Annotated in this window: 22 protein-coding genes; 8 read left to right on the top strand and 14 right to left on the bottom strand. The window is 41.2% G+C overall.

What is annotated here, in order from left to right; genetic code table 11:
* Positions 1 to 21 precede the first annotated feature (21 nt).
* Together VUI23_RS19575 and nrtS are read right to left on the bottom strand one after the other, a co-directional pair.
* Entirely contained in the window at positions 22 to 1,671 is a 1,650-nt protein-coding gene (locus VUI23_RS19575; protein ID WP_342805575.1) for a methyl-accepting chemotaxis protein, read from the bottom strand.
* 27 nt (positions 1,672 to 1,698) lie between these two features.
* A complete protein-coding gene (gene nrtS / locus VUI23_RS19570) occupies positions 1,699 to 1,923 on the bottom strand; it encodes a nitrate/nitrite transporter NrtS (RefSeq protein WP_216048659.1) in 225 nt (74 codons plus the stop codon).
* A gap of 446 nt (positions 1,924 to 2,369) precedes the next feature.
* Between nrtS and VUI23_RS19565 the strand changes: the two genes are divergently transcribed.
* Complete coding sequence (locus VUI23_RS19565; RefSeq protein ID WP_303500705.1) at positions 2,370 to 2,858, top strand: hypothetical protein; 489 nt, start codon at positions 2,370 to 2,372, stop codon at positions 2,856 to 2,858.
* Between the two features lie 143 nt (positions 2,859 to 3,001).
* Positions 3,002 to 3,385: a hypothetical protein gene (locus VUI23_RS19560; protein WP_342805573.1), complete on the top strand. Its 384-nt coding sequence runs from the start codon at positions 3,002 to 3,004 to the stop codon at positions 3,383 to 3,385.
* A 20-nt stretch (positions 3,386 to 3,405) separates the two neighbouring features.
* Here the strand turns inward: VUI23_RS19560 and VUI23_RS19555 are convergent, their stop codons facing one another.
* Both VUI23_RS19555 and VUI23_RS19550 read right to left on the bottom strand, forming a co-directional pair.
* Positions 3,406 to 5,457, bottom strand: coding sequence for an ATP-binding protein (locus tag VUI23_RS19555; protein ID WP_342805571.1), 2,052 nt, complete (start codon positions 5,455 to 5,457; stop codon positions 3,406 to 3,408).
* 426 nt (positions 5,458 to 5,883) lie between these two features.
* Positions 5,884 to 6,345: a hypothetical protein gene (locus VUI23_RS19550; protein ID WP_342805569.1), complete on the bottom strand. Its 462-nt coding sequence runs from the start codon at positions 6,343 to 6,345 to the stop codon at positions 5,884 to 5,886.
* A 461-nt stretch (positions 6,346 to 6,806) separates the two neighbouring features.
* Between VUI23_RS19550 and VUI23_RS19545 the strand changes: the two genes are divergently transcribed.
* The gene (locus tag VUI23_RS19545; protein WP_342805567.1) at positions 6,807 to 7,388 is read left to right on the top strand and encodes a DUF3299 domain-containing protein; all 582 of its coding nucleotides are present in this window, start codon (positions 6,807 to 6,809) and stop codon (positions 7,386 to 7,388) included.
* 328 nt (positions 7,389 to 7,716) lie between these two features.
* On the opposite strand, the gene VUI23_RS19540 is transcribed toward VUI23_RS19545, so the two are convergent.
* Both VUI23_RS19540 and VUI23_RS19535 read right to left on the bottom strand, forming a co-directional pair.
* Positions 7,717 to 8,130 (bottom strand): MerC domain-containing protein, encoded by a 414-nt coding sequence (locus VUI23_RS19540; RefSeq protein WP_342805565.1) that lies wholly within the window; start codon positions 8,128 to 8,130, stop codon positions 7,717 to 7,719.
* 105 nt (positions 8,131 to 8,235) lie between these two features.
* Positions 8,236 to 8,736 carry a DUF2796 domain-containing protein gene (locus tag VUI23_RS19535; protein ID WP_342805563.1) on the bottom strand — a complete coding sequence of 167 codons (501 nt, stop codon included), beginning with the start codon at positions 8,734 to 8,736 and terminating at the stop codon, positions 8,236 to 8,238.
* Positions 8,737 to 9,043: 307 nt separating this feature from the next.
* On the opposite strand from VUI23_RS19535, the gene VUI23_RS19530 reads away from it, so the two are divergent.
* Both VUI23_RS19530 and VUI23_RS19525 read left to right on the top strand, forming a co-directional pair.
* The gene (locus VUI23_RS19530) at positions 9,044 to 10,402 is read left to right on the top strand and encodes an alkaline phosphatase PhoX (protein ID WP_342805561.1); all 1,359 of its coding nucleotides are present in this window, start codon (positions 9,044 to 9,046) and stop codon (positions 10,400 to 10,402) included.
* Positions 10,395 to 11,414: a GTP-binding protein gene (locus VUI23_RS19525; RefSeq protein ID WP_342805559.1), complete on the top strand. Its 1,020-nt coding sequence runs from the start codon at positions 10,395 to 10,397 to the stop codon at positions 11,412 to 11,414. Before VUI23_RS19530 ends, VUI23_RS19525 begins: the two co-directional genes overlap by 8 nt.
* Before the next feature lie 38 nt (positions 11,415 to 11,452).
* Here VUI23_RS19525 and VUI23_RS19520 read toward each other — a convergent pair whose 3' ends face one another.
* Entirely contained in the window at positions 11,453 to 11,875 is a 423-nt protein-coding gene (locus VUI23_RS19520; protein WP_216048668.1) for a MerC domain-containing protein, read from the bottom strand.
* Positions 11,872 to 12,369 carry a transcriptional repressor gene (locus VUI23_RS19515; RefSeq protein ID WP_216048669.1) on the bottom strand — a complete coding sequence of 166 codons (498 nt, stop codon included), beginning with the start codon at positions 12,367 to 12,369 and terminating at the stop codon, positions 11,872 to 11,874. The genes VUI23_RS19520 and VUI23_RS19515 overlap by 4 nt, the downstream gene beginning before the upstream one ends.
* 211 nt (positions 12,370 to 12,580) lie before the next feature.
* On the opposite strand from VUI23_RS19515, the gene VUI23_RS19510 reads away from it, so the two are divergent.
* A complete protein-coding gene (locus VUI23_RS19510; protein WP_342805557.1) occupies positions 12,581 to 14,974 on the top strand; it encodes a TonB-dependent receptor in 2,394 nt (797 codons plus the stop codon).
* Positions 14,975 to 15,010: 36 nt separating this feature from the next.
* Entirely contained in the window at positions 15,011 to 16,390 is a 1,380-nt protein-coding gene (locus VUI23_RS19505) for a 5-methyltetrahydrofolate--homocysteine methyltransferase (protein ID WP_342805555.1), read from the top strand.
* Positions 16,391 to 16,495: 105 nt separating this feature from the next.
* Here VUI23_RS19505 and VUI23_RS19500 read toward each other — a convergent pair whose 3' ends face one another.
* Positions 16,496 to 17,188: a phosphatase PAP2 family protein gene (locus VUI23_RS19500; RefSeq protein ID WP_216048672.1), complete on the bottom strand. Its 693-nt coding sequence runs from the start codon at positions 17,186 to 17,188 to the stop codon at positions 16,496 to 16,498.
* A 343-nt stretch (positions 17,189 to 17,531) separates the two neighbouring features.
* Here VUI23_RS19500 and VUI23_RS19495 point away from each other — a divergent pair, with 343 nt between their 5' ends.
* Positions 17,532 to 19,046, top strand: coding sequence for an acetyl-CoA hydrolase/transferase family protein (locus tag VUI23_RS19495; RefSeq protein WP_216048673.1), 1,515 nt, complete (start codon positions 17,532 to 17,534; stop codon positions 19,044 to 19,046).
* Positions 19,047 to 19,092: 46 nt separating this feature from the next.
* Here VUI23_RS19495 and VUI23_RS19490 read toward each other — a convergent pair whose 3' ends face one another.
* From VUI23_RS19490 to VUI23_RS19470, 5 genes are all read right to left on the bottom strand, one after another.
* The gene (locus VUI23_RS19490) at positions 19,093 to 19,986 is read right to left on the bottom strand and encodes a CPBP family intramembrane glutamic endopeptidase (protein WP_303500719.1); all 894 of its coding nucleotides are present in this window, start codon (positions 19,984 to 19,986) and stop codon (positions 19,093 to 19,095) included.
* A 144-nt stretch (positions 19,987 to 20,130) separates the two neighbouring features.
* Positions 20,131 to 21,594 carry a carbon starvation CstA family protein gene (locus VUI23_RS19485; protein WP_342805554.1) on the bottom strand — a complete coding sequence of 488 codons (1,464 nt, stop codon included), beginning with the start codon at positions 21,592 to 21,594 and terminating at the stop codon, positions 20,131 to 20,133.
* A gap of 210 nt (positions 21,595 to 21,804) precedes the next feature.
* Positions 21,805 to 23,988, bottom strand: coding sequence for a TonB-dependent receptor (locus VUI23_RS19480; protein WP_342805552.1), 2,184 nt, complete (start codon positions 23,986 to 23,988; stop codon positions 21,805 to 21,807).
* Positions 23,989 to 24,245: 257 nt separating this feature from the next.
* On the bottom strand, positions 24,246 to 25,166 hold the full coding sequence (locus VUI23_RS19475) for a glutaminase (protein ID WP_216048677.1): 921 nt from the start codon (positions 25,164 to 25,166) through the stop codon (positions 24,246 to 24,248).
* Positions 25,167 to 25,207: 41 nt separating this feature from the next.
* Positions 25,208 to 26,185: an LLM class flavin-dependent oxidoreductase gene (locus VUI23_RS19470; RefSeq protein ID WP_216048678.1), complete on the bottom strand. Its 978-nt coding sequence runs from the start codon at positions 26,183 to 26,185 to the stop codon at positions 25,208 to 25,210.
* Between the last annotated feature and the right edge of the window lie 84 nt (positions 26,186 to 26,269).

Raw genomic sequence — 26,269 nt, 5'->3', positions numbered from 1 at the left:
CTCGCAATTACTATTTGGTCACTAACTTGTTTTAAAGAAACCGACTTCTTTATTTAGTTTTTCCGCGAGTTTATCTAAAGCAATGGTTGCTGCGTTATTCTGCTCTAACGAATAAACGGTTTTTTTGTTGATTTCATCAATTTGAGCGACAACCTCATTTATTGTGCCAATTATGACAACTTGGTCAGAAGCCGTATCTGCCACTATGGTCGCATTATTAAATGAATTGTTCGCATTTTCTTCAATTTCTTGCAGTAAATCCATGGCATTGTGCGTCTTGGTTTGACCATCTTGTACCTTGGGCAACGTATTTTGCATGACAGTTACTGCTGTGGAAGTTTCTTGTTGCACTTCTTCAATGGTCGATTGAATTTCACTGGTTGCTTCTCCTGTGCGCAAGGCTAACTGTCTTACTTCATCTGCAACCACTGCGAAACCGCGTCCAGATTCACCAGCTCGAGCCGCTTCTATGGCTGCGTTGAGCGCTAAAAGGTTAGTCTGATCTGAAATACTGTTAATCACATTGGTAATGCCACCAATCTGATTGGTTAACGCCTCTAATTTACTAATTTGTTCCACCGCTTGGGCCACTGTGGTTGCGACGTTTTGCATGGCATCGACACTCAATGCCATGGAATCGATTCCATTGCTCGCACGTTCCACCATACGTTTCGCATTAACTTTGTTTTTAGATGCGGTTTCAGACACAAAAACGATATTTTCTTTAATGTCACTCAAACGAGTACGAGTGCTCACGGTGAGTTGATCTTGTTCTTGGGCGAGTAACACTATCTCTTTCGAGCCTTGGGTAACCAATGTGGATTGTTGTTTTAAATCGTGAGATGCCGCCGCAATTTCAAGTACTGTATTGCGCAGTCTTTCCTGCATTTTTGACATCGTTGCCAACATGCTATGGTCATGCTTAGTACTGAATGATTGAGCCAAATTCCCTTGCGCAATTTGAGACAGGGATTCTGCTGCAACCGCAGGTTCTGCGCCAAGTGACGCTTTAAAGCTATTGGCGATAACATAGGCGACTAAAATGGAAAGTATTAACGCACTAAAGGTTAACACCAACATGGTAGTTTTAAAGCTAGCGGCGTTTTCTAAAATCTGATTGGTAGCAGCAACGTTTTTGCTTTCTTGCAAATCGATAAACGAATTAATCGTATCGAGCCATTGAACGAAGAGTTGGCTACCACCATTTCTTAGCAGCGACAAACCATCGTCGCTCGACTGACCTGTTTTGGCCTTTATCACTTGTTGTATCACGCGTTCTGTTTGTTGTTGGAGATTATCGAGTTGTTGCAAAATCGATGTTTCTTGGCTGCTAAAAATAGTTCCCGCTGCTTGCATTGCTTGCATTTTATCACTGGATGAGCGGTAAAATTCGGTTAACCTATTAATATCGTCTATATGAACCTTAACATTCGCAGGGCTTTGAGCTGTGGCTAAATCGCGAATCGCAATGGCACGATCATGGACACTTCCGCGAAAGTTAATTGCGTGCCTTTGTTTTACCACATTAATGTTTGTCATTGTGGTGAGCGTGCTACCGATCATATTGACTCGATAAATGCCTACCATGGTAAGTATCACCATAAGTAAAGTGACAATACTAAAACCAATAAGCAAACGTTTATTTATACTAAAGTTATTCAACATATCCATTATCTTTCCAGTTCAAAGTTGGGCGACTTAGCCATCCAAAGGTTTTGTTTTTTCTATTGGCTTTGTATCTAATCGTGCCACGCTACTTGAGTACATCGATACACAAAATGGCACAATATAAGTAAGGATTACCTTGAACCAAATTATTTCTGCTTCGCCTAAAAACGCCTCTCCTTGATTGATTAACGTTAGTATTGTTCCTACCACTATACTAATAAAAATTGCTGTCTTAAGTTGTTTTGCCGTAAACACCGTTGTCACCTTCTGTAGTAAACTGTGTTGTAGAGTTGCCGCCTTCAATTTTTTGAAAACTCCTATGCAATCGGTTCTTAAAAACCAAGTGTATAGGGCGATATCGATGATATTGTTAAACAACTTGTTGAATCGCATCTCGTTGTGTTTTATCAATCGCTAGTTTAAGAACAATGTTATCGGCGAAAACTTTCACTTTGTTATGTTTAAAATTTTCCGCAACTCGGGAATTTAAGCCTGACAAATACTCATTGTAGTTTAAATCAGGCGTTATTCTATTAGACTAAAGCAGTGAGTATTGCTCAACACAGTTCGAATTGAACAAGTAAGGATGATTAAAAGCCATAATCATAAGCAATTTAGAAAGTTATATTTGCTTGGAACCTATGGTTGAGGTTTAGGTCAGAATCTGCGGTTATTAAAATCTGTTACTTGGAAATCGTCTTATGTCTTACCGTTTAAGTTTTGTGATTCTACTTTTTTCGTTTGCTTTGTCAGCCTGTGCAGGCAAACCTGAGCGCCATCAAGAAGCAGAAGAAATATTCACTACCAAAATTCACGCTGATGGCTCGAAGCGCTTTGTTCTGGCGATATTGTATGAACAGGGTAAAGGCGAAGGTCGTGGCGGCGAAGGTAAGCCTGAGGGCAAAAGAGGGGGCGGCGAAGGTGGCCGTTCACGGCAAGGTAGAGGTGGCCGAGGTCAATCTGAGTCAACCCAAGATACTTCGCAAGTCAGTTCGATTCAGCGCAGTGAAGGCGGTTCTGATGAAGATAAACGAGAGGCCGTCTTGGAATTGTTAGACAAAAAATTAACCGAAACAGGTTATTGTCGACATGGTTTCATTGAACTGGACTTTTCACAAATGCGCAGCAAAACTGAAATAGTCGGTGAGTGTCAGGAAAGTGCCTCACAAGAAGATAAACAACGTTGGTAATAGTGCCCTGATATGCCTGTCATTGGCCATATCAACGTTTATCGAATTGCTTGTATGCTAAGTTAATATGCCTGATAGTATGGAACTGATTACGTACAACAAATTACTTCCAACCAAGTTGTGGACCAAGCCTAGGAGGCATTATGAAATATTTGCTAATGACCATTATTGTGATGTTTAGTAGTATTGTGAATGCAGAGGATACCAGCATCGACAGTGATAGCATCTTAGTTACGGTGATCTTAAAACATCAACAAGACAAGAGTTTAACTGAACTGCAGGCCATTCAAGATAAAAACGAGTTTTGGCAATCATTTCCGCCCGAAGGTATGCAGATTGAATCTTGGTATGTGGCTATGGGCTTAGGCCAGGTTATTACTTTGCGCGTGTCGCCCAAAGATTTGAGAACTTTAAATTTAGCAGTAGAAAAATCTGCGTGGGGCTCGTTTACCACTGAGTTTTATCCGACCTACGAGTTTCAAGGGATAGCGAAAAAAATAAAAGCGAGTAAAGCCGAGCCGAAATGATGCATTAACTTTTTACATCGTTAAGCAAACTTTTCTATCATGCTAAACAGCTTTGCCTGCTCTATTGGTTTGGATAAATATTCATTCATTCCAGATGCAAAACACTTTTCACGTTCATCAGACATTGCATTAGCAGTAAGCGCTATGATTGGAATTGAATTAACCGGTGTTGGTAGTTGTCGAATATGCTGTGTGGCTTGGTAGCCATCCATATTGGGCATCTGACAATCCATTAAAATGATTGAATACTCGTGCCCAAATTTGATGCCATGTTTGAGAATAGCAAGCGCCTCGATACCATCTTTCACAATGTCGAAAACGATGTGTCGCTGCTTTAACATTTCGCCGATCACCACTTGATTAATTTCGTTGTCTTCAACGATGAGTATTCGTAAGTGGCTTAGATCCATTTCTGTGGTCTGAACAGCAGAAGTGGTTGAGGTTAATCCACTGGCTTCAACTATCCCAACGTTAATGCTTGCTTTGAATTTGCTACCTGCATCAGGGGTGCTTTCTACGCTAACGTCCCCTCCCATTAGTTGACATAATTTTCGGGTAATAGAAAGCCCTAAACCCGTGCCCCCAAACTTACGCGTGGTTGATGCATCCGCTTGATTAAAAGGTGAGAACAATTGCGCTAACTGTTCTTCATTTATACCCACACCTGAGTCTTCCACAAGAATCGTCAACATAGCGCGATTGTTGTCTTTCAGTGTTATTTGGGTCGTTATATCAACCTGCCCTTGATGAGTAAATTTTATAGCATTCGAGAGCAAATTAGAGCAAATTTGACGTAATCTCGTAGGGTCAGATACGGCAAAAACTTTATCGGTTAATTCAAACTTTCTTACTAACTTGATGGATTTGTCTTGCGCCCGTGGATTAAAGATTTCGACGCAATTATTGAGCAATTGATTGAGATCTATTGGCACTTCTTCGAGGGTTAACTTATCTGAGTCAATCTTGGTGAAATCCAAAATATCACTGATAATCCCCAGTAAAGAGGTTGCGCTATCCTTGGCCAATCCTAGAAATCGTTGTTGTTGAGAGTTAAGCGGAGAGCTCTCCAATATTTGTAACATGCCTAGAACACCATTAATCGGTGTGCGAATTTCGTGGCTCATATTGGCTAAAAATAAACTACGAGCTTCAAGTGCTAGTGAGAGTTCTTTATGCCTACTTTCCAATTCAACCCTATTGTTAACTTGCGCAGTAATATCTTGAAAAGCGCCGACTAATCTTACGCATTTGCCATTATCTAACTCTGCTTTACCCTTTACTGCTACCCATTTTTCAGTGCCTCTTTGGGTAATAATCTCAAACTCGCCAGAAAAGTGGCCACCCTTTTCTACGATGCCGTTGAGCAAAGAAGTTATTCGTCGCTGATTTTCACCAGGTTTATAAAAATCTAATCCGGATTCAATAGTTGGTTCAAAACCATCGTCTACTTCATGAATTTTTTTCGTTTCTGTAGACCAAAAAAGTTTTTCGCTTGCTAAATCCAGTTCCCACGCGCCGACATTTGCTACCTGACCCATTTGCTCTAAGATATCTTGTTGACGCGCCATGGCTTTTTGCTGTGCTTGTAACAATTCGATCTTCTCATGACGAGCAATTTCATTCCCTATCCAATGTGAAAGTAATTCGATAAAGTCATGTTCTTCGTCGCTAAAAGGTTTTGAGCGAGGTGCGCTTGCTGAAAAATTAATGGTACCGAAACGTCTGCCTTCCACTATCAAAGGTGCACCTATATAACTTTCCAAACCAAAATTTGTATAACAAGGGTGCTGAGCAATACGGCTTTTTCCTGCATGATAGAATGACAGTGCTTGATTGGTTGCTAAAGTGTGCAAACAATAAGTTTCAGCTACATTGAAAGTGGTACCAGCTAGGAGTGAGTTATCTGGGGAAATCGCATATCGAACCGTATAAATATCATCGTTTATTTCACTGATAATACCAAGTTCCAACTGAAAATAATCGGCACCCATTTTCAGCAGGGAAACCATTTTTTCAGAATCTGACAGTCTGTTATCTGAGGTGATTTGATACAACTGTTTTAGATTATGCACCGCAATTTGTTTCCTTCTAAATTTAAACCAATAGTAGGCTTAAATTGAGCATTTAGCACTATGGAGTTTAGCTGAATTGAAAATCAATGTTCCTGATTTCCTGCACCCTACCGTTTTGATAAATAAGTTTCAAACTTTAATATACTCTAAACGGATTTTGTCCGGTTTTAGACCACTTTAAGTTTCAACCAGTTTAAAAAAGGGGGAGGAGTCTAGGATTCCAAAACAAGTTATAAAATTGGTTAATATAACAATCGTAAGTGTTGGTGTGCCAATAAATAACGGATGTATTTAAGACCCATCACTTATTGGCATTAAATTGGCACTTTTGCGGCTTTCTCACAGGATTGGCGGAATTACGCCAATTAGGCGTGTTGACTATCTTTCTACTTATTTAAATCAGCTATTAATAGCCGTTATTAAACTCTATGTAGACGAAAGATTGAGTCGTTTTTCAACTATGATGGGCATATCTTTGCGCACAGCAGAAATACGAACTCGGACCTTTTGAGTATCATCAGATAGAGCTTGATATTTAAACGATTGATTCCCTTTAATACGAGTCAAATACATCGTTGAGTTATCTAATAATTTAACGCCTTTACTGCTTACCACTTCTGCTTTCACATTGTGGTAATCAGGATGGATATCATAACTAATAGTGAATACTCCGCCTTTAGCTGAGGCTTGGCTATCAGTTGAAAGGGTTACGTTCAGCGGCGCGTTTTGTGGAGGCCTAAAATGCTGCAACATCACAGGGTGTAATTCTGGTGACAGTGGCGGAAATTGGGGGATCTTACTCGTTCCATAATCGTGGTACTGACAGCTAAAGCTATATGCTGAGAATAGTACGCAACAGTACACAAGAAAAAGCGATAATTTTTTCATCTTTATGCCTATATTGTTAGTTAAGTGAGGTTTTCACAATAATTTGTCTGGCAAAAACGCGATGACTGTCTATTAGCTAGAAAAAACGACAGCGTTTCAACGTTTGTATTGGAAAAAACTGGCTAAATATCAACCCGTACTCCCATGCTGGTCGAATAATAAACTAGCAAGATGTTCGCTTATCGGTCAAGTTATATCGACGAAGTGACCAACAACAGAGACTGTTGGACAAAATATCCCGCCTAATCATTTTTCCTCAAGTTGGTAATCTAGTCTTTGATAAAAACCCTAAAACACATCATCGGCTATGTTAGTTATCGTTCTTTTGAGCTAAAGCAACGCTTCCAATTTTACAACTAAGGTGTTGATAGGCACTATCTTAGAAAACTGGTATTACGATATAACAAAATTTATATTTGGGTTGTAAATTCTGCTAACTATAATTTTAGAGTGATAAAAAATTGAACAGAAAAATTGCTTTGGGTCGTTGCTACAGTATTGGATTCCTTTTATTAATATTACTCTTATGCACTTCTGCACAGGCGGAAAGTAATCCGATTTATGATGAAATTGAATGGATAGAGTTAATGCCGCAGAGCGATCTCGACGCATTACTTGATCCACCTGACTTTCTGAACGAAATAAAAGACGGTAGTGAGCTAGACTCTGTTCAAGCTCTATCTGGTATGAGCGAAAAGAGTGAAAATGTAGAACGCTTTCAACAAGCGTTAACGTCAACTCGTATTATTCAGAGTTTCGACAAAAAATCGATAAGAATTCCTGGGTTTATTGTTCCTCTGAGCTCTGATGATCAGAAACGTGTAGTGGAGTTTTTCATCGTTCCGTATTTTGGTGCATGTTTGCATATGCCGCCACCGCCACCAAATCAAATCATTTACGGTAAATTTAGTAAGGGAATTAAGCTTACTCAGTTAGATGTGGCGTTTTGGTTTGAAGGTGTCATTAATATTGAAACCAATAGCAACGAAACAGGGACATCTGCTTATGCAATGACCTTGGATAATATTGAAATATATGACTGATAATTCAATCGCCAAAATAACTCTGGTTGAAAACTAAAGTATCTTGTATGTGATATCGCAGTTAAAACAGTCTTGAAAATGTCAGTATTTGCACATCGTAAATTTGCAATTAGCATATTGTTTTGTGCCGGTTTGGGACTATTGGTTGGGCGTTTGGGTGCTGATTCTTGGCCATCCGTGAAGAATGTATTTTTTACAACGCCCCAACTGTATTTCACATATAATAAACTGCTGCAAGAACATTACCAAAAAGCTAAGGCTCTCGCTGTTGACATAGAAAGTTCTACCTTTACTTATTTTAGGATAATCAATCGAGTTTATAATTCATTTAAGAGGTTGCTTGGTAAGGTTGATAATTCGACTTCCTAAGACTTAAATTCTTAATGTGACCAAAACCGATTAACGCTGCGCCAGTAACAGAAGCAATCACTTCGCCGGTTTCACCGAAAACATCGTGTCCAAGCACAGCTGCAAGGACTAATATGATTATTCCTATTAATGCTGTGACTAGAACAGACAAACTACGTTGGTGCACATAACCAAATGCAATGGCAAATACACTGATGGGAACCACTGCATAAAGTAGCCAAATGTGAAAGTGTTCATCATCAAAAATCGCGAAACTCGTCAAAGTCGGTAGCGCAATTAAAATTATCGGTGACAGTAGGCAATGAACAACACATAAAGTCGATATTGTAATTGCAGAGCGGTCAGCAAAAGTTAACAGTTTTTTTAACATCATATTAGTACCTGATTTTATTTTTAAAGGTGTTTGTTATCGCACTCTAATACTAAGTAAAAATAGATGTATTCGAGTTTAAGCTGGATGGCTTTAAAAGGTTCATGTTTAACGCCATTGCAATTGAGGTGCACTTGCAGTTATCAGCTTCGAACCCTGCCCCAATTGCGTGCTCCATTGAACGTGTAAACTTTTTAGATTGTGGTATTGCTGCAGAATCGGAAAAGTCATTTCTGATATGGCTTGCTCGCATTCGAGTAAGTAAATAAATTCTAGATCGTGATGTTGCTTAGTTGGACTCTCATCATGTTCAGTGGATGCCAAAGCGCTTTGTGAATCGTTACGCTGAACACACGTTGAATCAAACTGAACAAGATTGTTAAAGTCTGTTCGATTTTTCTCAAACTGGTCAACTAAATACTGCTGATGTTTATTTTCAGGGCTATGTTCAAAACCCAATATGTCTGAGGCGGGTAGTAAAAACTGTACTTGCCAGAGCTCATTTTCCTGAACAATAAAAACGCTGCCTTGTCCATGGACATGGTGTTGAGATTGCACATTACAAGCCCAGCTAGCTAGTATAAGGACTCCTAAAATGGATAATTTCATCTCTCCCCCCATCTCGATTAAAGGTTGTTAGTTTGGTTGTTGTTGAGATAATATAACATCACTTTATTGATTGATATGGTATAACGTATCAACATTTTGCTATGTTGTTTAGTGCTCTTCGGGGCTTTTTGTCAATAAATATTATGACTGATGCTGAGATAACAATCTGTCAGCAAAGTGAAACACACTTTATGCTGCACAATAGCTAGACTTAGCACAATTAAGGTTGTGTACATGTTTATGCAATATTTTGGTGTTTGAATAAACCCAATACAGAATAATACTCACCAATATAATAGGAATTTTTATGCTTACCCGAAGACAGTTTAATCAAGGTTTTGTAGCCATGGCATTTGGTGGTCTTGCTACTCATTTACACGGTGGTGAGCTAACTCGTTATTTAACTGATGTGGCTAGCGGTAGCAATTCTCTAGGCGGTTTGGTTCCAGATCCTAAAGGCATAATTGATTTGCCGCCGGGATTTAGTTATCGAGCGATTTCACAATTGGGCGAGGTTATGAATGACGGCTTAACTGTGCCTGATCGTGCCGATGGCATGGGGTGTTTTATGGTGGATGAGGAACGTGTAGTGTTAGTTCGCAATCATGAACTCTCTCCTTCTAACGGCACAACCGGGCAGGTTCGTACAAGCGTAGATTCGGCAGCCGTTTATGATACCTATTCATCGGGCAATCCGTTGCCAGGTGGTACCAGTAATATTGTTTACAACCTTAAAACACACCAAGTTGAATACCAGTGTATGTCGTTGCTTGGAACTATCCGAAATTGTTCTGGTGGTATTACTCCTTGGGGAAGCTGGTTAACCTGTGAAGAATCCGTCGCCACTGCATCTGCTAAAATTAACAAAAATCATGGTTACGTGTTTGAAGTGCCGTCTCAAGCAAGACAATTGGTTAAACCAGATCCGATAAAAGCCATGGGGAGGTTTAATCATGAAGCAGCATGTGTGGATCCTATAAGTGGAATTGTTTATTTAACAGAAGACCGCCCAGATAGTCTTTTCTATCGATATATACCAAATCAAAAAGGAGATTTAAAAGCGGGAGGTCAATTACAAGCTTTGGTAATTCAAGGAGAGTCTAAATTTGATACCCGTAACTGGCAAGAATCGCGCATGCAGGTTAATCAACCTTATGCTTGTGAATGGATAGATCTGGATAATGTGGATAGCCAAGATGATGATTTACGGATACGCGGGTTTGCAAAAGGCGCTGCTCTATTTGCTCGCGGTGAAGGTATTCATTTTGGAACAGATGAAATGTACTTTTGTTGCACCAGTGGCGGCAAGGCAAAGCTTGGACAAATTATGCGTTATAAACCTTCGCCTAAACAAGACCAGCAAACAGGCACTTTGACATTGTTTGTGGAAAGTTTAGACAAAGTCACTTTTAATTTTGGAGACAATATAACAGTCGCACCTAGCGGCCATTTAATTGTGTGTGAAGATCAATACTCAGACACGGTTAATAATCATCTAAAAGGGGTTACTCCCTCAGGTAAAGTCTACGACGTTGCTAAGGTGCGTTGGCAGACCGAGCCCGCTGGAGCTTGTTTTTCAGATGATGGTTCAGTGTTATTTGTAAATTTATATTCTCCTACTACCACGTTGGCTATAAGTGGTCCTTGGGCGTCACTTAATGCATAAAATCGAATACCTACCCACTAACATAATAACAGGCGCTTTAGGTGTTGGAAAAACCACACTTATTCAGTCTTTACTAAAACAAAAACCTAAAGAGCAACGGTGGGCGGTGTTAGTTAATGAATTTGGTGAAGTGGGTGTCGACGGGGCACTTTTAACCAGTCCTGAAAAAAATGGTGTATTTATCAAAGAAGTACCTGGTGGCTGCATGTGTTGCACGTCAGGAGTGCCGATGAAAATAGCGTTGAATGTATTGCTGGCCAAAGCCAAACCACATCGTTTACTGATTGAGCCTACGGGCCTCGGTCATCCAAAAGAAGTGTTAGCCACGCTTACTTGTGCAGATTATCGAGACGTGCTGGACGTACATGCAACTCTAGGTTTAATCGATGCGCGCCGAATTCTGGATCAGCGTTGGCGTGCACACAAGACGTTCCAAGAGCAACTACAGACTGCTGATTATATAGTGGCAACCAAGTCGGATCTTTATGATCACGAATCTCAATCTTTATTGGCTAGTTATTTATCAGAAATTGGTGTTTCCACCACTCCAATTGTATATTCTGACAATGGCATTATTGACCCTATACTACTGCACAATAGGTCTCGACATGTAGAGAACATCTACGTTCATCAGCATAATCATCCTGCACATTCTATTTTGACTCCCTCGTTTGACACACCTAAAGTAGGCTCAATTAAAGTTGAAAATAGTGGTGAAGGATATTTTTCGTGTGGTTGGATTTGTGCCCATTCAGTCGTCTTCGATTATCAACAAATTATGGATACGTTAAGCGGCTTAGACGTGGAACGTTTAAAAGCCGTTTTTATTACCCAACAAGGTGCTTTGGGGTGTAACTATAGTGACGGTGTTTTACGGATCACCGAAATTGACAGTGCCAAAGATTCGCGCATTGAATTTTTAACCCAAGATAAGCAACTCGCCGGGCAAACTAGCAAAATATTAGAAACCTCGTTAGGTTTAAATTCGGTTTGTTCTAACACTTTTAGTTAATGCTGTATCTTAAGTTTCACTGTTTGATTGCTTTTTAATTAATTCGCCTTGTCTTCCGATGTATGAGGTTCTGGTTGTTTATTCATTCTCTGCAACTGATAGTTTCTTATATGGGCAAAGGCGATAATGCTCGAACCCAATACGGTTAAAGCAACTTCAGCATAGTTACCGAGTAAGTCATGGCCCAGCAGTGCTGTCACAATTAATAGTGTTAGCCCTAATGAAGCGAGCAAAAAGACTCTTCCGCTGCGATGATGGAAATAACCCATAATCAAAGCGATGACACTAATTGGCACTACCGCAAAGAGCAACCAACGGTGGAATAGCGCGTCATTGATGGCAAATAAGCCAGAAAGCGGAGGCATGATAATGAGTAAAATAGGAAAAAAAAGACAGTGAACTACACATAAGAGAGATAACCCCACCGCTACTTTATCGCTTATTTGTTGAATCTTAGTCATATAGATAGACCCCCAGATGAATTCTTTTTGTGCTTCTGTGAAGAGCAATCGTTGCAAATGCTATTTAGTTCAATTTGTGAACCTAAAATCGGAAAGCCAGCACTTTTCGCTTGTTCAGACAATGTTTTAATCAGGTCATTCGCCAATTCGATTTTTTTTATGCTCTGACAAGATTTACAAATCAAAAAAAGTGGAGGTTGGTGCTTCCACGGACCAAAAGTAGGGGCACAAATGATGTATTTGTTAATCGAATTAAGGCGATGAACTAGCTTCGCAGCTTCTAAAAATTCCAATATACGATAAACCGACATTGCGGTAATCGGTGCGCCGATTATAGAGTTATAGTGATCTGTTAATTCGTAAGCTGATACCGGCGTGTTTAGTTGGAATAACACTTCTAATACATGCTGGCGTTTTTCCGTTAGCTTACTACCAGATTCTTCACAAATTAACCTAGCTATTGAAATCAAATTTTTTGTTTCACTAGACTTCATAGTCTTTTTCCCTACCGACTTTTCGCAGTTTGAGACAGTTATTTCTAAATTAGCCACAAGGGCAGGTTTAGTTGAAATACGCTCGTTTGCGCCTGTCTATGCAAATTTCCGCACTAATATTTTTTCCAATTTATAGGATTGCCTTTGCTTTTGATACATTATAACATAACCTAATTGGTTGAAACAGTATAACATAACATTGGAGAGTGAGATGTATAAAATATCGAGAATTGTGGCACTTGTTAGTGCGCTCATACCTGCGAGCGTCATGGCGCAATCTATCGAAGGGGTGGTTAAAAATAGTGATGGGAAGGCCGTTTCTGGTGCCCTTGTTAAGGTTGAAGGAACAAACGCCAAAACCCATACCGATAGCGACGGATATTTTGTAATTAACGATTTGAGAGCAGGAGTTAATGAATTTCATATCTCAGCTTCCGGTTTTGCTCACCTTCATCAAGACATCGTTTTGAATGCAGATGAAGTTACAGAATTGGCGTTAACTTTAATTCGTTCACCTATTGAGGTTATTGACGTAGTTGCGACTCCCATCCATATGTCGGTGATGGAATCAGCCTCTCCGATAAGCGTGCTTTCAGGTGAAACATTGCGTCGTCAACAAGCTTCCACCTTAGGTGATACCTTAGAGAAACTGCCAGGTGTTCAATCGAACTTTCACGGTAATGTTGCCAGTACCCCGATTATTCGAGGCTTGAGTGGGCCTCGGGTACTAATTGCACAAAATGGTTTAGACGTAAGTGATGTATCCAGAGTGGGTCCTGACCATTCAGTGGCCACTGAAGCTTCTACTTCGCAACAAATTGAAGTCCTGCGTGGACCTGCCACCTTATTTTACGGTAGTGGTGCAATTGGAGGTGTCGTCAATGTGGTTGATGGACGTGTTCCCACTGACAATTCCACGCAAGGTGAATGGTTGCTTGAAAGCAATTCCGCTGATGATAAAAAGCTCGCGAGCTTTAATCTCACCACAGGGTATGAGTCGTTTGGTTTTTACGCCGATGGTTATTGGCATGAATCTAATGATTACGAAGTGCCTGTAGAAGCTGAGATCGAAGAAGATGAACATGATCATGAAGAAGAAGAGGGTGGTGATTATGTTGTGGAAAACAGCGCTGAAAAATCAAATGGTTTCACTCTAGGCGCGAGTTATCTCTTAGATGATGGTTATGTAGGCGTTGCGGTTGAGCAATTTAACCGTGAATACGGTGTGCCCGGCCATTCACATGATGGTGACGTCAGTGTGTTTGCCGATCTAGAACAAACACGGGTGCAATTGCTCGGCGAATTAAATGTGCAATCACAGTGGATCAATAAAGTTAACCTTAGAGGTACATTTACTGACTACGAGCATGCCGAGATAGAAAATGGCGAGGTGGGTACCTTATTCGAAAATGATACACATGAGCTCAAAGTAGACGTGATGCATAACCCATTCGTTGATTGGAATGGTGGTATCAGCTTTCATTATAAAAATAGCGAAGTTTCAGCTGTCGGTGAAGAGGCTTTCACTCCCCCTTCGAAGTCTGAGACCATTGCATTAGCTGTTATGGAAGAAAAACACTTCGCAGATGTGTTATTACAATTTGGTGCTCGAATAGAGCGTGTCACCATTGATGCCGATAACGTTTTACTTCCTGTTCTTGAAGCTCACGGGCACGACGAAGAAGAAGATGAACATGATCACGATCATGGCGATGAAGAAACCGCCACACGGGTTTTCGATGTTGCTCATAAGTTTACGCCAGTTAGTGTGTCTGCTGGTTTAGTTTGGGACTTCACCCCTGGTTATAATATTGGCCTTTCTGTTTCACGTTCACAGCGTGCACCTTCAGCTGCAGAGCTGCTGTCTTTTGGCGCACATATAGGCACCAATAGCTATGAAGTGGGCGCTTTATTTGCGCTAGACGATGAAGAAATTGGGCTCTCTGGTGAAACCATTGACCTTGAAACTGCCAATAACATTGATTTGACACTGCGTAAGACTCAAGGTGATGTGGCATTCGTATTCAATGCTTTTTATAACCAAGTAGACAATTACTATTATCAAACCAATACCGGTCTTTATGTTGAAAGTAGTCATGACCATGATGAAGAAGAACACGATCATGATGCGGAAGAAGAAGAGCATACTGACGAGTTACCAGTGTATATATTTGAAACCGATGACGTAGTCTTAAATGGTTTTGAAGTGCAAATAGCATGGCAGGCAACCGATACGTTTAAAGCCACTGTGTTCTCTGACTTTGTTCGCGCGCGATTAAAAGACGGTGGCAATTTACCCCGTACTTCACCACTTCGTTACGGCACGCAATTCGCCTACGTCGATGACAGCCTAACTGCCCACTTAGATGTGACCCGCTATCAAAGCCAAAACCATGTTTCAACGGATGAAACCACTACCGATGGTTACACCATGGTTGATGCAAGTGTTGCTTACGATATACCTGTGTCGAATCAAGACGTCACTGTGTATCTGAAAGGCACAAATTTGACCGATACCGAAGCGCGAGTACATACCTCATTTATTAAAGATATCGCCCCTCGCCCAGGACGTAGTTTCGCCGTGGGCATAAGAGGCAATTTCTAATTCGATAATCACTTTTCACACAATAAGGAATAAACAATGACAACCACACGCAAACTTTCTTTACTCGCTGCGACAATCAGCGCGCTACTGTTAACCGGCTGCGGTGATGCAGAAACGACCATTATTGAAAAAGAGTCGATTGAAGAAGTTGATGATTCAACGGAAGATGAGCATGATCACAGTGATGACGAATACCTAATTGAATCAATGGGCCGATTGGCAGTGTTATCTTCTGATAGCAATGCTGCCATTTACGATTTAGATGATGGGGATGAGTTAGATTCGTTTTCATTAACCTATTCGTCGAGCACTCTAACTTCCTCTGCTGACTATCGTTATGCCGTAATTGCTAGTCGTTCTGATGATTATGTCGGTTTTATCGATAGCGGTATGTGGCGTGAGGATCATGGCGAGCATTTACATGATTACCAACAAGGTCCGGCGATGAGTGACTATCAAATCATTGGCAGTCGACCTACCCATATTATTAATCATGATGGCCAGATGGCAATTTTCTTTGATGGCGATGCAGACTCCAATACACCAGCTTCTATACAGGTTGCAACGGATACCGATATCAGTGGTGAGACAAGCCTACTGCCGACTCTGAGCTATGATATAAACATGCATGGTGCAGTTGAACCTAAAGGAGAGTATTTATTGGCAACTGTGCGTCGTGATGACGCAGAAAGTACCTCGGCGGCTAAAATATTACCTGACCAAGTTGCTTTGTATCATTTGCATGATGATGAATATGAACAAGAGCAGGTGCTTGATGTACTTTGTCCAGATTTGCATGGCAGCGCTATAAATGAAAGCTACGCTGTGTTTGGATGCAGTGACGGTATATTGGCCGCGCACGCACATGATGATGAATACGAAGCTGAAAAAATTGCCAATATTGATGTGTTGGACGGTTTGAGAATCGGCACTATTTATGGTCATGAAGAGAATGATACTTTTATCGGTATCGCTTCAGGCCACGATGCTGGTGAGGCAATTTTAATTAAAATTGCCCCTGCAGACAGTGAAATGGAAGCCCTTGAATGGCAACCAGAAAGCGATGCCAGTCCGGTTGCTTACGGGTTTTCCTATGAAGGGGATATGTTTTTGGTGTTGGACAGCCAAGGTTATTTGAATATCCTTAGTGCTCACGACCATGATGGCGAAACCCATTGGGAGCTTGAGCAAAGCCTTGATATCTCGAATGAAGATATTGCCGATATGCCTGATGGCATCAATTTCAGTATGACAATGGCACAAAATGGAAACTATGTGTATGTATCTGACCCCATTGCTCAACACGTTTTGCAAATTGATTTGGAAACTATCGAAGTTGTGAGTGATATTGAACTAGGCTTTGCCGCTTCCAGTATTGAATGGTTGGGTATCGCCGAAGAAGCGCACGATCACTAGTTATTGATTGTTGTCGACTTAGTTAGCCATGGAGAGGACTTTGATCCTCCCATGGCTATGTTTATTGGCTAAAAATCATTCGTATTATATCCACAGTTCGAACTATTACTGATTCGATGATAAGTGTCCTTTCATTCTTAAAAATCGTGTTACCACTAGTGTCAACAGCGCCCAGCCAACCCCCATCAACCAACCCGCGACTACATCAGTAGGCCAATGCACGCCTAGGTAAACTCGGCTCACACCAATTGATAAGGTTAATATAATCGCGATCACATAGAAGTAGGTTTTGACCCGTTTGCGCACCGGCAAATACGACAGCATTCCGGCTAAGGTAAAGTAAACCAAGGCTGATAGCATGGCATGCCCGCTAGGAAAACTGCTGGTATACACATAACTGCCATGAGGGACTAAATCTGGGCGAGGGCGAGTAATGCCAAACTTCAATGAAAAGCTAACCAACATTCCTGAAACAATGGTTAACACTAATAGCGCTGCAATTTTGGGTTTATTTTCGATGAGTAAGAAAAGAGTGACAAACAAGGTGAAACTGGTTAGCACTGCTACCCCACCTAAGGCAGTAATGTCCCTCATCATCTCTTCTACCCACTTAGGACCAATGGGGTCTGAAAGGTCATTAGCATCACGAAATGCTAGAATAATATTCTGATCTATCTGCGGTGTACCACCTAACACCGCAAACCCAGCTAATTCGTAAAACGCCCAAATAATCACGGCAAATAAAAAAAGCAACATAAACTGCTTAATATAGGGTTTTTCTACCACTGTTTTTAGCACTAATTGTCTCCCTAAATAGCGTAATTTTTATCATTCTATATTAGATGGCAATGAACAAACTCACCAGCCTAATCATCACTACAAACATCACGTTAACTTTTGGTTAACTTAAGTGGTGACAGTATTAACAAATTTATAAAAACGACTTTCGTATATAAACTTCACTAGGCTATTGCTCTGTTCATTTAAATTATATTAAGTTGTTGTTTTTATTTATCTTTTTTGTCCCGTAAGACTAAAGTCGTAGATCCGTTTTAATCTCGGACGAGTTAATTTGAGGCGTTTTATTGGTATTCTGATATGCACATTAACCGATATAATTTACTGCAAGAGAGAAGCAATAATGTCAGCAACTTCTAGAATTCTTTGTCCGACACTTAAAGAGCGAGTTATGAGTGCAGAACAAGCCGCTGAATTGATACCCGCAGGTGCTAATATCGGCATGAGTGGGTTTACAGGGGCAGGTTATCCAAAAGCAGTACCGAAGGCGTTAGCCGAACGTATCAAACGCTTAAATGCAGAGGGCAATGATCCATTCCGTATTAGCCTTTGGACAGGCGCATCGACAGCTCCTGAGCTTGATGGTGTTTTAGCCGAAGTCGATGGTATCGAAATGAGACTGCCATTCCAAAGTGATCCTATTTGTCGCGATAGAATTAACAACGGCACTATGGACTATGTCGATTTGCATCTTTCAGAAGTGTCACAATATGCTTGGTCTGGCTTTTTAGGCAAAATGAATATTGCCCTTATTGAAGTTGCTGGAATACGCGAAGACGGTAAGCTAATTCCATCCTCGTCCATTGGTAACAATAAAACCTGGATAGAACAGGCCGATAAAATCATTCTGGAAGTGAATAGCAAACAAAATATTAAGCTTGAGGGCATGCATGATATTTATTATGGCACGGCATTACCGCCTAACCGCAAACCTATTATGCTTACCGATCCTGCTGACCGTATTGGCGAGTTCTACTTTGAATGCCCTCCTGATAAAGTGATTGCGGTAGTTGAAACCCATGCGGAAGATCGAAATTCTCCGTTTAAACAACCTGATGAGGTTTCGCAGAAAATTGCTCAGCATATTCTTGATTTTTTCCAACGGGAAATTGAAGTAGGTCGTTTGCCAAAAGAACTGTTACCTATTCAATCTGGTGTAGGAAACATCCCTAATGCTGTTTTAGAAGGTTTAGATGCGGGTCCGTTTAAAAACCTATCGGCATTCACTGAAGTGATTCAAGATGGTATGTTGAAAATGCTCAAATCCGGCACTTTGAGTGTTGCCTCAGCAACGGCATTCTCGTTGAGTCCAGAGGGACTTAAAGAGTTTGATGACAATATCGATTTGTACCACGACAAAATTATTCTGCGTCAACAGGATATCAGTAACAATCCAGAATTGGCGCGACGTTTAGGTATAATTGCAATGAACGGCATGATCGAAGCGGATATTTACGGTAACGTGAATTCTACCCACATCATGGGCACTCGAATGATGAACGGTATCGGTGGCTCCGGAGATTTTGCTCGTAACGGTTATCTATCTATTTTCGTGTCTCCATCTATTGCAAAAGATGGTGCTATTTCATCTATCGTGCCTATGGTATCTCATGTGGATCACACTGAACATGATGTGAAAGTAATAGTGACAGAGCACGGTTTAGCAGATTTACGTGGGCTATCGCCGCGTCAACGGGCCAGAGAGATAATCAACAATTGTGCTGATCCTAGTTATCGTCCTGCGCTGCAAGATTATTATGAAAGAGCATTACATTCAGGCAGAGGCATGCATACTCCGCATTTACTAAGCGAAGCCCTTAGCTGGCACGAACGTTTTGAAAATGAAGGTCATATGTAACAACTAGTTTGTGACGTTAACCTAAAAACCTCTTTATTGAGGTTTTTTAGGTTTTAGCTCGGCGTAATCTCAGCCATTGAAAAACACCTATTCCAATGGCTAATATTATAAGGTTAATAATGCCGTTTTCAGGCCCGCCAGCGCCACCATTTAACCACACTTCAGAGGTTGGAATTAAGCGAATAATTAACGCTGCAGCATCCACATCTACGCCTGTAATTGGGATCTCAAAACCACATCCGAAAAACCAATTCCAACCAGCATGCCAACCCATTGCCGACCATATATTGTTTGTATAGAGGACCAATGAGCAGGCAAATACGGAAAACAGGAAGGAGCCCACCGCGACATACCAAGCAACACTTGAATCAAAGTGCAGTAAGGTAAATAGCAATGATGACAATGTAATGCCGATCAGAAGGTTAGACTTGCGGGTAATAGCAGAGAGTAACCAGCCCCTAAATAACAGCTCTTCAGCACTTGATTGTATACAAAAGCCAATCAGCAATAGGAATATCATCCCTAGTTCGGATGTTGAAGACCACGCCGGGAAAATCGCATCTAACTGATAACCGCCTGCCAGCGCGATTAAAAAAACGATTGTGCCGCTCATGGCAATCCCAAAAAATAGGTATCGAGGGAAGGTAGTGGTTGCCTCTTGGATAGATAAGCCAATACTAACTAGCGGACGTTTCTCAACATAACACGTCCACAGGCTAACAATCGCGATCATAAGGGCGAAGGGTAAAAGTAGAAAAAGTAACAGTCCATATGTGCCAGCGAAGTCACCTTCATCGGTCATAAAGCCCAAGCTGGTAAGAAGTAGGTGGAAAGGCAATACTGAGCCAATCACAAATACTGCACCAATAATTGGACAAAGTGCTGCCCATGGGATCCATCCGTTGGCCTCGACATCAGAATAAAGCTTGTTTGTGTGCAATTTAAATCCCTTCAGAGTATATGGAGCTAGATTAAGTTGAAACTAACGAATAAAACTCTTTTATCTCTTTTACGGTAACAGTGACGAGTTCCATCTCGTCCTACTTTATTCTAAATTTGCCGGCAATATCGTTTTATTGTTTAGTTATCCTTTAACAGCTTTGTATTTATTGTGCATAAACACCAATAAAATAAAGCCAACTAGCACCACTCCAGCGCCTATTGGGCGTCCCAAATCAGCAGACAAATTAAACCCAATTGCGGCTGTCATGATGTAAGAAATAGTGACTCCGGTGGTGATCACAGCAGGAATACTGGCGATCCAATGAAATGTGCCTCTGTCGAACAAATATTTCGTGGCCAGCCACAACACGCTGGTAGACAACAACATATTTGAGAACGCAAAATAACGCCAAATTACGGTGAAATCGAGTTTCGTCATAAAGTAAGCAATAGCCAAAATAGGCACAGCAAGTAACAGACGATTGCGAATGCTCTGAGGAATATCAAACGCATCAACAATAGTTAGGCGCAACGAGCGAAACGCTGTATCACCCGATGTGATCGGGAACACCGCTACTGCAACAATGGCCATAATACCGCCAAATACGCCTAAGTAGCTATTTGCAATGTGGTTAACCACCAATCCTGGACCACCCGCATCCAGCATAGCTTTGAGACCCGCATAGCCTTCCGGGAAAGCGGCAATACCTGCTAACGCCCATACACAAGCAACAATGCCTTCACACATCATAGCGCCGTAATAGACAGGTCTTACGTATTTTTCATTGGTTAAACAGCGGGCCATAATGGGTGCTTGTGTCGAGTGAAAGCCACTGATAGCACCACAAGTTATAGTCACAAACAATAATGGCCAAGTGGGCAAACCTTCGGGGTTAGGGGCTAAAAAGTCGTGAGCATGGTCAGCTTCAAAATAAGCTAAGAAGTCGCCAGCGATAGGTAGATGGGGAGCATCGATTAACAACGCAATGGCAATCATAGACGTCATAACGATCATTAATAATCCAAATATGGGGTAAAACTTGGTAATGATCTTATCAATAGGCAAAAGTGTGGCGAGAAAGTAATAGCCTAGGATTACTAGTACCCAAAAGGTATTATTGGCCAAAAAGGTATCTTGGAAAGCGTCTAGGTTACTCAATAAACCTGCTGGGCTCATGATAAAAACCACGCCAACAAAAAACAGTAACATAGCGGTGAAAATAAGCATTAAACCTTTAAATACTATGTTGAAGTAGTGCCCCGCGATTTCCGGTAAGCTTTTGCCATCTTCCTTTATGCTCATCACTCCAGAGAAATAGTCGTGAACGGCACCACCTAAAACATTACCTAACACAATCCAAACCAGTGCGACTGGACCGTATAGTGCACCTAGGATGGGGCCAAAAATTGGACCTACACCGGCAATATTCAAAAACTGAATTAAAAACGCCCGAACAGGGTGAACAGGAACATAGTCGACCCCTTCGCTAAAACGCGTTTGCGGAGTGGCAATATTGGGATCTATGCCGGCCTGTTTTTCAACAAATGGGCTATAGAATTTGTAGCCGAGGAGCAATATAGAAATACAAATAAAAAAGATGATCATTGCTGTGAATATCTCAGTTTAGGTTTTTTGAAAAAGAGCACAGTGATCGCACTCCGCCTTCATTTTTTAATAATTTATAATAGGTTGAATGTAGTGGGAGATAATAACAAAGTCGAACATAACAGAAAACGGAAAACACGCTTAATAGAATTTAATCAACAAAAAAGGGCTAACCATGTTAGCCCTTACAATGCATAACTTACAACGAAATTAGAAGGTGTAAGTATAACCAAGGGTTGCTGATTGAGGTTTGCCTGCAAATACAGAGCCATGCACTCGTGTGGTTATGTACGTTTCGTCGAGTAGGTTATCCACGGTTAAGTAAAGTTCAGATGCATCATTAATAAAGTAACGAGCCGATAAATCAATAATAGTTCTAGCGTCAATTAACTCATTTGCAGGAATAGCACCTTGTCCTGCTTTAGTACGCATTTTTGACGTGTAGCGACCCGCTAGTGTTACTTGCCAAGAATCGGCTAGTACACCAACAGAAAGATATAACTGATCATCAGGTAAGTAGGTTAACGAGTCACCCTTTTGAACGTCATCCCAACTTTCAAAGTCTGATGAGAAGTCTGAACCAAACTCTGCACTGGTGTAGGTATAAGCTAGTCTTACCGGGAAGCTTATACTGTTATTTTGGTTAAACTCATAACCTAAACTCAACTCTAAACCACTAACTTCAACTTCCCCGGCATTGTACTGGCTACCTATGTTGTCATCGTCACAACCCTGAGCTGCAGTGCAGTTACCGTGCATGTTGCTGTAATCTCCAATAAATACAATCGCCTCAGAGTTAAATGCATTTTGGTTGTAACGAAAACCCGCTTCGTAGTTCCAACTTTCTTCTTCTTGACCATCGGCATTTCCAGGTGCCGCGGGTGAAAACCCTTTTTGCATGCCCGCCAATGCAATCAGAGAGGGGGTTACTTGATAAGTTGCCGATAAAGAAGGCAATATCGAGCTAAAGCTGTTTTCTATATCTGTATCAGCCATCCCGCTGCGACCCGGATTAGTTTTTCCCCAATCTAAGCGTTTTGTGGTGACATCTTCAAAGCGAAGACCAGCGGTTATTGCAAAATCACCTAAAGTGATACGGTCTTGTATAAATATTGCCCACGCTTCAGCACTGTCAATACGGTTTGAATCTGTTCCTGGGACTCCACTAGAAATACGAGTCATGATTTGGGTTGTATCTAATTGGTATGTGTCAGCCCACTGGTAACGATCCATCTCATCTTCATGGTAGCGCACGCCAAACGCAAGCTCATGATTTTCAGTGTAATAATTGAGTTCAGACTGAATGCCTTGTGATAAATAATCACGATTGTTAGCTTTGACGCCAACTTCAATTGGTGCGGTATTGAGACCCTGATCAAAATCAGCGGCAGCTTGAATGCCACCACTGCTTAGACTTTTACCATCAATACTATACGCTTTGTACCAATTACGGTGAAAATCATTGAAGTAAGCGGTTGTACTTAATACTGCATCTGGATTGAATTCAATCATGTGACTCAACTGAATCTGTTTGTGCTCAGTGTTCATCTGATCTTTTTGTGATGCTGAATAACGCACAAATGGTGTAGTTGCATAGTCTTCGTCAGTTAATCCCATGTAGGTTTCATCTGATACTTCATCTGCATATTTCAGTTTTAGCTCAAAAATTTGTTGATACTTAGCCGACTTGTTTGATTTGAAACGAATTTTTGTCATAACATCGTTTTTTACAAAACCGGTGTCGCCGCCAACACCATTGATATCGCGGAAACCGTCCGCTTGGTAACGGTAAACTTCGCCTACTGCATCAACACGTTCACCTTGACCACCTGCATACGCATGTATTTTACCGAAGCCATCTTGACCGGCGGCAATATCAATTTTACCGGCTAAAGCTGCCTCTGGAATTTCACGAGAGAGCATATTGATTACACCACCAGTGGTACGTGGGCCATATTTAACCGTAGAACTACCTTTTAATATTTCAACACTTTGCATACGACCGGAAGTCGGGAAGTAATAAGCCGCCGGAGATGCATAAGGTGCGGGGGCAGCTAATATGCCGTCTTCCATGATAGTGATTTTTTCAGAACGGTTTTGGCCGCTGCCACGCATTCCTAAATTAGGACGTAGGCCATAACCATCTTCTTCTTGAACATACACTCCAGGGACTGTGGCTAAAGACCGCATAATATCTGTGTACTTAAACTTATCGATTTCAATTTGGCTAATTACGTGAGCGCTACCTGGTACCGTGTTGATGGGATTCTTACTACCAAAAATATGCATTTGCTCAATTTCGGTGTCTACAGCGTTATCGTCTGCAACCGAATCAAATGTAATTAATAAAGCACTTGCGATTATGCTTAAGCACAAAGTGTTTGGCTGGTTCATTAAAAGCTCCGATACAATGAATATATTAATGTAAATAGAAATTATTCTTGTTTACATTGTGGTGGCGAGCATTTTACTTAAGCAAATCTCAAAAGCAAGATTACGCAAAGAGCTATTTTTAATTTAATATTCTAATGATTGTAATTAATAATAGGATTGAGTGAAAAATAGGACTTGCATCAATTTTAATGATGATTTTAGTGTTTTTTCAACGACTCACGAATAGCGATTCGCAGCATTATTGTTTAGCTCAGTGGTTATTTTCCAAAGACAGACCAGCCGGTTTTATTGGCCAGCAGTTCCAATGCCATAGTACCGAGTTTACTATTACCGATATCATCGAGTCCGGGTGACCAAACGGCAATCGAGGCATTTCCAGGGGCAACAGCAAGAATACCACCGCCTACACCACTCTTGCCTGGTAGTCCGACTCGAAAAGCAAATTCACCTGAGCCATCATAATGGCCGCACATCAGCATCAAAGCGTTGATACGTTTGGCTCGTTGTGCAGAAACCACCGTGTAGCCGGTTATTGGATTAATGCCATTGTTGGCTAAAAATAAGCCGGATTTTGCCAGCTGAGTGGTGTTCATAGCAATTGAACAGTGATGGAAATAGGTGCCTAGCACTTGTTCAACAGGGTTTTCAAAGTGTCCAAATGAAGCCATAAAATAGGCCAGAGATGCGTTTCTTGCACCGGTTTCCAATTCAGACTTAGCCACTTTTTCATCAATAGCGATGCTGTCATCATCTGCAACATAGCGCATAAAATGTAAAATTTCGGCTAACACTTCCTTAGGTTCATGGCCTTGCATAATCAGATCTGCAATAGTGATTGCACCGGCATTGATAAAAGGGTTTCGGGGTTTACCGTGTTCATGTTCAAGTTGTACGATTGAATTAAAGGGATCACCTGAGGGTTCTCTACCCACTCTATGCCAAATATTATCCCCTAACTTACCTAGTGCCAGTGTTAAGGTGAAAACTTTGGATACGCTTTGAATCGAAAATAAAGTATCGGCGCAGCCTGCTCGGTAAATTTCACCGTTGGTTAAGGCCACGCTGATGGCAAATTGATTAGGGTCGACTTTAGCTAATTGAGGAATGTAGCTGGCGACTTTACCTTTATCTTCAATGGCCATCATTTGTTCGGCAATTTCGTCGACAATACTTTGCAAAGATATCTCCAATTATTTGCGGTTGGCGTTTTCTGCTTGCTTTACATACTATCTCGCAATTCTGCCATTAACCTAAGGCTTTTTAACCGAGCGTCGGAATCATGAATCGGAAATGACACTATCAATTCGTCGATGCCTGTTTTTTCAATAAAGTCAGTCAACTTTGCTTTTATCGATTCTTTTGTTCCAACTAATGCGTATTGTAGAACGTGCTCGACATTGTACATGTCAGCAATACTCCAATGAATTTTGTCTACAGGTTTAGGGAACGGAGTGTTGGCACTTGTACGCATCTGCAGAAATTTTTGTTGGACCGAAGTATATAAATAAGTTGCTTCTTCTTCTGTATCCGCCAGCACAGCCATTACCCCTGCCATTGCATAGGGTTTAGGGTTGTCAGTGGTTGCTTTGAAGTTACCTCGGTAGCTCTCTAAAGCTTGAATTAACTGATCAGGAGCAAAATGAGAGGCGAATGCGTAAGGCAATCCAAACTCTGCGGCTAGCTGTGCACTGTATAAGCTGGATCCCAGCAACCATAAAGGAATATTGGTATCTTGGCCTGGTACTGCCAATACAGGTTGAGCTTGCGGACCTAAATAGCTTTGTAACTCACGAATATTTTGTGGGTACTGATCAGCTCCAGAACCACCTTGGCGTCGCAATGCCATAAGTGTTTGCATGTCGGTTCCCGGCGCACGTCCTAAACCTAAATCAATACGATCGCCATAGAGCTCTGCCAAAGTACCAAATTGTTCCGCAATGATTAACGGTGCATGGTTAGGGAGCATAACTCCGCCACTTCCAATTCGAATTGATTTTGTGGCTGCACCAATATTGGCAAGTAATACTGCAGTAGCCGAGCTGGCAACACTTTTCATTCCGTGGTGCTCTGCTAACCAATATCGTTTGTAGTTATGCTTTTCTGCTTCTACCGCCGTTGTACGAGCCATATTTAATGCGTCAGAAACGGTTCTGTCTTCGCCGATGGTGGCCAAATCTAATATCGAAATCGGAATCATGTTAATTATCTAGTCATTGAATCGGTACTAGGATTATTGCGGCGCAAGAAGACGTTTACAAGGGGGCGAATGGTAATATCAGCG

The sequence above is a fragment of the Alteromonas sp. M12 genome (assembly GCF_037478005.1).
GTDB classification, from domain to species: Bacteria; Pseudomonadota; Gammaproteobacteria; order Enterobacterales; family Alteromonadaceae; genus Aliiglaciecola; species Aliiglaciecola lipolytica_A.
This window is presented reverse-complemented; position numbering and strand designations above follow the sequence as displayed.